This window comes from Streptomyces sp. NPDC004610, assembly GCF_040609715.1.
Classification (GTDB): Bacteria; Actinomycetota; Actinomycetes; order Streptomycetales; family Streptomycetaceae; genus Streptomyces.
On sequence record NZ_JBEXLA010000037.1, the window covers coordinates 102648 to 109671 of the forward strand.

Genomic DNA, 7024 nt, shown 5'->3' on the forward strand with positions numbered 1-7024 from the left:
CTGGGAAGCCCCCTTCAAGCCCCCTTCCAAGCCTCCTGGAGCCCCTACGGAGCCTGGGGCGGCCCGGAGAGCGCCGGAGGCGGTGGCGTGGCCGGGCCGCCTCCCTCGCGGCTGATCAGCAGCAGCGCGCGGTCGTCGTTGACGTCCTTGGCGACCGCCTCGATGAGATGCCAGGCGGCGCCGTGGAAGCCTCCGGCGACATAGCGGTCGGCCTCGCCGGTGAGGCGGTCGATGCCTTCCACGATGTCCCGTTCGGAGGTCTCGACCAGGCCGTCCGTGAACAGCATCAGAACGTCGCCGGGGCGCAGCGTGCCCTTGACCGGGTCGAACTGGGCGGCGTCGTACACCCCGAGGAGGGGGCCCTCGGCGGCCTTCTCCTCCCAGCGTCCGCTGCCCGCGCTGAGCTGGAGGCCCGGCGGATGGCCCGCGGAGTACAGCTCGTAGTCCCCGGAGTCGAGGTCCAGGACGAGATGGATGGAGGTGGCGAAGCCCTCGTCCCAGTCCTGGCGGAGCAGATAGCCGTTGGCGGCGGGGAGGAAGGCGTGCGGCGGGAGGGAGCCGAGGAGGCCGCCGAAGGCGCCGGAGAGCAGCAGGGCGCGCGAGCCCGCGTCCATGCCCTTGCCGGAGACATCGGTGAGGACGACCTCCAGGGTCCGGCCGCCGTTGGTGCGGGCGGCGACCACGAAGTCCCCGGAGAAGGACTGGCCGCCGGCCGGGCGCAGCGCCATCTCGCGGTGCCAGCCCGCCGGGAGCTTGGGCAGCCGGCTCTGGGTGCGGATCCGTTCGCGCAGATCGAAGAGCATGGTGCCGCCGCGCCGCCAGGGCACCCCGACCCGGCTGCGGAACTGGGCGATCAGCAGCCCGAAGAACCCGCAGGCGGCCACCACCAGCACCACGCCGGGCGTGACCCGGGCGGGGCCCTCGGTGTACGGGCCGAGCCGGACGGACTCCAGGATCAGCGCGGTGGCCGCGCCCGCGTACAGCCCGAGCAGGCTGGCGGGGCGCAGCAGCAGTCCGCCCGCCACGATCGGCAGCACCAGCGCGGCCGGGGAGAACCAGACCGGGTTGGCGAGGGTCATGACGGTGATCACGGGGATGGTGAGCAGCAGTCCGACGAGGGCGATCCAGTCGGAGCCGTCGCCGCGGAAGTAGTCCACGGCGCTTCTGCGCACGCCGACGCGGGCCCGGTGCCACTGCATCTTCAACCGGGCCGGGAACGTCTCGGCCGCCGCGCGCCGCTCTCGTCCTGCTGCCATTAGTTCGGGACCCTATCCATCGGACCGGCCGCCCGGTACGGGAGGTCCCACTTGTCCCCCGTCCGAGGCTCGACTTCACAGTGAACTTCACGGAAAGCCGTCGCGCCGCCCTCAGGGGGAAATTCCCTGGCTCGTCCGGCAATGCCCTGGTAGGCATGGGTTCATGGTGAGTGAGGCGAGCAAGGCGAGTGACACGACGGCTGGTGCGGGTGCCCCTGCGAGGGTGGCGCATCTTCGGGTGCCGCACAAGGACGACAAGGACGAGATCTCCCGCTGGTACGGCACCCTGATCCGCGCGTTCGGCGGGGTGCCGGAGGCACCGGAGGAGCGGGAGCTGTGGGACTCCCTGATCGAGACGGAACGTTCCCTCGGGGCGTGGGACGGCGATGAGGTGGTGGGGACGGCCGGGGCGTTCGCGTTCCGGATGACCGTGCCGGGCGGGGCGTCGGTACCGGCGGCGGGCGTGACCATGGTGAGCGTGGCCGCCACCCACCGGCGGCGCGGGGTGCTGACGGCGATGATGGAGCGCCAGCTCGCGGACGTCCGGTCCTGGGGCTGGCCGCTGGCGGTGCTGACGGCGTCCGAGCCGGGGATCTACGGCCGGTTCGGCTACGGCATCGGCTCGCACTCGCTCAGTCTGACCGCCGAGACCCGCCGGGTACGGCTGTCGGTCCCGCCGGGGACGGATGACGTACGGCTGCGGTACGCGGCGCCCGGGGAGGTGCTGGCGGCGTGCGAGGCGGTGTACGCGGCGAAGGTGGCGGGGCGGGCGGGGATGCTGGCCCGGCAGCCGGGCTGGGAGCGGGTGCCGCTGCTGGACCCGGAGAGCGAGCGGGAGGGGGCGTCGCCGCTCCAGTGCGTGGTCGCGGAGCGGGCGGCGGGGTCGGAGCGGGAGATCGTCGGCTATGCCCGGTTCCAGGTGAAGCCGGGGTGGGATCCGGCCGGGCCGAACGGCGTGGTGCGGCTGCGGGATGTGGAGGCGCTGTATCCGGCGGCGTACGCGGCGCTGTGGCGGTTCCTGTTCGATATCGACCTCACCTCGACGCTGGAGGCGCGCGGACGCCCGGTGGACGATCCGGTACTGCATCTGGCGTCGGACGTCCGGCGGTTGGGCGTAGGGCTGAAGGACTCGGCGCATGTCCGGCTGGTGGACGTGGGCGCGGCGCTGGCGGCCCGGACGTACGCGGTGCCGGTGGATCTGGTGCTGGACGTCGAGGACGCCTTCTGCCCCTGGAACGCGGGGCGCTGGCGCCTCACCGGGGACGCGGGCGGCGCGTCCTGCGCGCCCACCACGGACGCGGCGGATCTGGCGCTGTCGGTGCGGGAGCTGGGGTCGGCGTATCTGGGCGGTACGTCGCTGGCGGCGCTGGCCGGGGCCGGGCTGGTCCGGGAGGTGCGGGACGGGGCGCTGGCGGCGGCGTCGGCGGCGTTCGGGCCGGGCGGCGGCCCCGCGCCCTGGCTGCCGCACGGCTTCTGAGCGGGGCGTGGGCTGCCGTCGGCTGCTGAGCTGGGTCTGGCTGCCGCACGGCTTCTGAGCGGGGCGTGGGTCGTCATCGGCAGCTGAGCTGGGCTCTGGCTGCCGCACGGCTTGTGACCGGGGCGTGGGCTGCCGTCGGCTGCTGAGCTGGGCCTGGCTGCCGCGGGGCTTGTGATCGGGGCGTGGCTGCCTCCTTCGGCATCTGACCGGGGGCCGGGGGCCTGGGGTCGGTCGGGTCAGTGGGTCTGGCAGGTGGGGCACCAGAAGAGGTTGCGGGCGGCGAGGTCGGCGGTGCGGATCTCGCCGCCGCACAGATGGCAGGGCTGGTGCGCCCGCCGGTAGACGTACACCTCGCCCCCGTGATCGTCCACGCGGGGCGGGCGGCCCATCGCCTCGGGGGTGTGCTCGGGGCGGACGGTGTCGATGCGGTTGAGGCGGACGCCCTCGCGCATCAGGGCGACCAGATCGGCCCAGATCGCGTCCCACTCGGCCGGGGTGAGGTCCCGCCCGGCGCGGTAGGGGTCGATACCGTGCCGGAAGAGCACCTCGGCGCGGTAGACGTTGCCGACCCCGGCGATGACCTTCTGGTCCATCAGCAGCGCGGCGATCGTCGTACGGCTGCGGGAGATCCGCCGGTAGGCGGCGCCCGGGTCGGCGTCCGCGCGGAGCGGGTCGGGGCCGAGCCGGTCGTGGACGGCCTGCTTCTCGGCGCCGGTGATCAGGGCGCAGGTGGTCGGGCCGCGCAGATCGACATAGGCGGTGTCGCTGGTGAGCCGCAGCCGGACGGTGTCCGTGGGCGGGGGCGCCGGGGCGGCACCGAAGGCGACCTTGCCGAAGAGCCCGAGGTGGATATGGACCCAGTCGGCGTCCCGGAACCCCAGGAAGAGATGCTTGCCGTGGGCGTCGGCCGCTTCCAGCGGCGTACGGTCCAGCAGGGCGGCGGCGTCGCTGAACTTGCCCTGGGGGCTGCTGACCCGCACCGGGCGCCCCGCGAAGGCGGCCCCGTAGTCCTGGGCGAGCCGATGGATGGTGTGGCCCTCCGGCACGATGCCGTCTCCCGTCCGCTCCTGTCCCGGCCGTCTCGCCTCTGGTCCCCGCGCGGCCTCAGCCCTGCGGGTGGTGGGCCGGGATCGGCGGCAGCTCGCCCGTGGTCTCGTAGTCCGCGAGCATGTCGATGCGCCGGATGTGCCGCTCGTCGCCGGAGAAGGGGGTGGCGAGGAAGGTCTCGACGAACCCCGTCGCCTCCGCCTCCGAGTGCATACGGGCGCCGACCGCGACCACATTGGCGTTGTTGTGCTGGCGGCCGAGCGCCGCCGTCTCCTCGCTCCAGGCGAGGGCCGCGCGGACGCCCTTGACCTTGTTCGCGGCGATCTGCTCGCCGTTGCCGGAGCCGCCGATCACGATGCCGAGGGCGTCCGGGTCCACGGCCGTGCGCTCGGCGGCGCGCAGGCAGAAGGGCGGGTAGTCGTCCTGGGCGTCGTAGAGGTGCGGCCCGCAGTCCACGGGCTCGTGGCCCGCCGACTTCAGCCACTCGACGAGGTGGTTCTTGAGTTCGTAGCCGGCATGGTCGGAGCCGAGGTACACGCGCATGGGATGAGTGTGACATGCCCGGGTAAGCGGGGCAGCGCAGGGGCCGGGGCGACGGGGACCGTCGTCCGCCCTCCCTCCCCCCACCCCACCTACTCCGCTAAGGACCCCCCACATGGCAGCGTCTCCACCCACCCTGTCCGACGCCGGGCCCGAGGGACACGGCCACGGCCGCGGCTCCGGCTCCGGTGAGCCCGGTTCCGGGCTTCAGGCCGGGCTCAAGAACCGCCATCTGTCGATGATCGCCCTAGGGGGAGTCATCGGCGCCGGGCTCTTCGTCGGGTCCAGTTCCGGTATCGCCACCGCCGGACCCGGCATCCTGCTCTCCTACGCGCTCGTCGGCACGCTCGTGGTGCTGGTGATGCGGATGCTGGGCGAGATGTCGGCGGCCGATCCGGCCTCGGGGTCGTTCTCCGCGCACGCCGACCGGGCGCTCGGCCGCTGGGCCGGGTTCTCCATCGGCTGGCTGTACTGGTTCTTCTGGGTCGTCGTCCTCGCCGTCGAGGCGACCGCCGGGGCCGTGATCCTGGAGGGCTGGCTCCCGGCCGTGCCGCAGTGGGCGTGGGCGCTGCTGGTGATGGTGGTGCTCACCGGCACGAACCTGGTCTCGGTGGGCTCCTACGGGGAGTTCGAGTTCTGGTTCGCGGGGATCAAGGTGGTCGCGATCGGCGCGTTCATCGTGATCGGCGGGCTCGCGGTGTTCGGGGTGCTGCCGGGCGTCGACAGCGGGCGGGCCGGGCTGGGCAATCTCACCGGCCACGGCGGTTTTCTGCCGAACGGGCCGGGCGCGATCCTCACCGGGGTGCTGCTGGTCGTCTTCTCCTTCATGGGCAGCGAGATCGCCACGCTGGCGGCGGGCGAGTCGAGGGACCCGCGGCGGGCGGTGACCAAGTCCACCAACAGCGTCATCTGGCGGATCGGCGTCTTCTATCTCGGCTCGGTGTTCGTCGTGGTCGCGCTGCTGCCGTGGGACTCCGCCGCGATCCAGGAGGACGGCTCGTATGTCGCCGCGCTCGACTCCCTCGGCATCGCGCACGCCGGGCAGATCATGAACTTCATCGTGCTGACGTCCGTGCTGTCCTGTCTGAACTCCGGGCTCTACACGGCGTCCCGGATGGCGTTCTCGCTGGGGCGGCGCGGGGACGCGCCGGGGGCGTTCGCGCGGACGACGGAGCGGGGGGTGCCGCGTACGGCGATCCTGGTGTCCGTGGTGTTCGGGTTCGTCGCCGTGTTCTTCAACTACCGGTTCCCGGACTCGGTGTTCCTGTTCCTGGTGAACTCGTCCGGGGCGGTCGCGCTGTTCGTCTGGCTGGTGATCTGCTGCTCGCAGCTGCGGATGCGGAAGATCATCGAGCGGGAGTCGCCGGAGAAGCTGGTGGTGCGGATGTGGCTGTATCCGTATCTGACCTGGGCCGCGGCGGGGGTGATCGTGTTCGTGCTCGGGTACATGCTGACGGACACCGAGCACAACGGGCGTACGACGGTGTTGTTGTCGTTGCTGGTGGGGGGTGGGGTGGTGGGGGTTGCGTTGTGGCGTGAGCGGAGGCCGTCTGGGGCGCGTGGGTGATGGCCGTCGGCGGATGCGGCGGTCTCGTGGCTGGTCGCGCAGTTCCCCGCGCCCCCTAACCTCCCGGGGTAGAGGAGCCCGGCGTTCTCAGTCGCGCTTCGTGAGCTTCCAGGCCAGGGGGACCGCGCCCATTGCCAGGGCTGCCTTGAGGGCGTCTCCGAGGAGGAATGGGGTCAGGCCCGCGGCGATGGCGGCGGTGAGGGACATGTCCGCGGCCAGGGCGAGGTAGGGGACGCCGACGGCGTAGATGATCGCCTCGCCGGCCACCATCGCCCCCGCCATCCGCAGCGGCGAGCGGTCGGCGCCGCGGCGGGCCAGGGCGCCCACGGCCGTGGCGGCGAGCAGCATGCCGATGACATAGCCGAAGGACGGGGCGGACACACCGCTGCCGCCCTCGGCGAACCAGGGCACGCCCGCCATGCCGACCAGCGCGTACAGCGCGAGCGAGAGGAAGCCGCGGCCGGCGCCGAGGGCGGTGCCGACCAGCAGGGCGGCGAAGGTCTGGCCGGTGACCGGGACCGGCGAGCCGGGTACCGGGACGGCGATCTGGGCGGCGATGCCGGTGAGAGCGGCGCCCCCCGCGACAAGCGCGAGGTCACGGACGCGGGAGGCCGGGAGCAGGTCGGCGAGGACCAGGCCCGGACGGGCGGTGGTGGCGGCGGTGGCCATGGGGACTCCGCGGGGGTGAGGGCAGTTCGGGACATCGTGACGCTATCCCAGCGGTGAAGGGGCGATCACCGTTCGCAGACGACAAAGGCGGTGTCCGCGTCTTGGTGGGCACCGCACAAAGAATGCCGGATACACCTGGGTCGGCGTGATGCCGGTCACTGAGGTGAGGACGGTCCGATCACATGAGTGCCGGGAGCGGTGGCCTGTGGGATCCCTCCAAGAGGGCGCCGAGGGCATCCCCCGGGCGGGGATTTCCGTCGCGCGTCCCGACCGCCCACCCCACCCCTCCTGCTGCTAGCGTGCACTTGCAAGGCTATTGCAATAAGAGGTCGGAGGGGACCGCATGCCCGTCTATACGCTGCCTGAACTGCCGTACGACTACTCCGCGCTCGCCCCGGTGATCAGCCCCGAGATCATCGAACTGCATCACGACAAGCACCACGCGGCGTATGTGAAGGGCGCGAACGA

The 7024-nt window shown here is 72.5% G+C and carries 6 protein-coding genes and 1 pseudogene; 3 read left to right on the top strand and 4 right to left on the bottom strand.

The annotated features are described in order from the left end of the window. Positions 1-44: 44 nt before the first annotated feature. Positions 45-1256: a PP2C family protein-serine/threonine phosphatase gene (locus ABZX40_RS32905; protein ID WP_355746024.1), complete on the bottom strand. Its 1212-nt coding sequence runs from the start codon at positions 1254-1256 to the stop codon at positions 45-47. A gap of 223 nt (positions 1257-1479) precedes the next feature. On the opposite strand from ABZX40_RS32905, the gene ABZX40_RS32910 reads away from it, so the two are divergent. Next, complete coding sequence (locus ABZX40_RS32910) at positions 1480-2733, top strand: GNAT family N-acetyltransferase (RefSeq protein ID WP_355746027.1); 1254 nt, start codon at positions 1480-1482, stop codon at positions 2731-2733. 236 nt (positions 2734-2969) lie between these two features. On the opposite strand, the gene ABZX40_RS32915 is transcribed toward ABZX40_RS32910, so the two are convergent. Together ABZX40_RS32915 and ABZX40_RS32920 are read right to left on the bottom strand one after the other, a co-directional pair. Then, on the bottom strand, positions 2970-3779 hold the full coding sequence (locus ABZX40_RS32915; RefSeq protein ID WP_355746030.1) for a DNA-formamidopyrimidine glycosylase family protein: 810 nt from the start codon (positions 3777-3779) through the stop codon (positions 2970-2972). Positions 3780-3837: 58 nt separating this feature from the next. Further along, the gene (locus ABZX40_RS32920; protein WP_355746032.1) at positions 3838-4323 is read right to left on the bottom strand and encodes a ribose-5-phosphate isomerase; all 486 of its coding nucleotides are present in this window, start codon (positions 4321-4323) and stop codon (positions 3838-3840) included. A 112-nt stretch (positions 4324-4435) separates the two neighbouring features. Between ABZX40_RS32920 and ABZX40_RS32925 the strand changes: the two genes are divergently transcribed. Continuing rightward, a complete protein-coding gene (locus ABZX40_RS32925) occupies positions 4436-5887 on the top strand; it encodes an amino acid permease (RefSeq protein ID WP_355746035.1) in 1452 nt (483 codons plus the stop codon). Between the two features lie 87 nt (positions 5888-5974). Here ABZX40_RS32925 and ABZX40_RS32930 read toward each other — a convergent pair whose 3' ends face one another. Next, a complete protein-coding gene (locus ABZX40_RS32930; RefSeq protein WP_355746037.1) occupies positions 5975-6556 on the bottom strand; it encodes a biotin transporter BioY in 582 nt (193 codons plus the stop codon). Between the two features lie 343 nt (positions 6557-6899). On the opposite strand from ABZX40_RS32930, the pseudogene ABZX40_RS32935 reads away from it, so the two are divergent. Further along, a pseudogene (locus ABZX40_RS32935) lies at positions 6900-7024 on the top strand (superoxide dismutase); the annotation flags it as partial.

Coding starts and splice junctions, on each gene's coding strand:
- ABZX40_RS32930 (WP_355746037.1), bottom strand. CDS start 6,556: ATGGCCACCGCCGCCACCACCGCCCGTCCGGGCCTGGTCCTCGCCGAC.
- ABZX40_RS32905 (WP_355746024.1), bottom strand. CDS start 1,256: ATGGCAGCAGGACGAGAGCGGCGCGCGGCGGCCGAGACGTTCCCGGCC.
- ABZX40_RS32920 (WP_355746032.1), bottom strand. CDS start 4,323: ATGCGCGTGTACCTCGGCTCCGACCATGCCGGCTACGAACTCAAGAAC.
- ABZX40_RS32925 (WP_355746035.1), top strand. CDS start 4,436: ATGGCAGCGTCTCCACCCACCCTGTCCGACGCCGGGCCCGAGGGACAC.